The following is a 463-nucleotide window of genomic DNA, read 5'->3' as shown; positions in this document are numbered from 1 at the left end:
CAATCCGCTCCAGGTAACCCAGCAGCCGGCCCGCCAACTCCCGGTGCCGGGCGGAGCCGCTGTAGGCGGCATAGGTGGCCAACGCGCCGGCCAACAGGCCGGTGCCGCTGGGAGTGGCGCTCTCGAGCGGATCCGCGGGCGGAACGGATCCGGCGGCGGCAGCCACCTGGGCGGCGGGGGCCGCCTGGTCGCTCAGCTGTCCCGCCTCCAGGAACACCTCCTCCGCGCGCAGCACCAGCGCTTCCGCGGCGGCATACCAGCGGGGCTCCCCGGTGGCCGCATACAGCGAGAACAGCCCCTCCGCGCAGCCGGCGTAGTCCTCCAGCAAGCCTTCGAAGTGCTGGGCAGTGCCGTTGTGCGACACCCGGGCAAGCCGGCCGGAGCCGTCCAGGTGCACGGCCAGCAGGTAGTCCGCGGCGGCCACCGCGGCGGCGCTCAGCTCGGGCCGCCCCAGCAACTCGCC

Annotated in this window: 1 pseudogene; it reads right to left on the bottom strand. The window is 74.7% G+C overall.

From position 1 onward, the window contains the following. Positions 1 to 463, bottom strand: a pseudogene (locus AC5RUJ_RS18340) (thioredoxin domain-containing protein); the annotation flags it as partial.

This window comes from Arthrobacter sp. Y3223164 (assembly GCF_059091005.1).
This window is presented reverse-complemented; position numbering and strand designations above follow the sequence as displayed.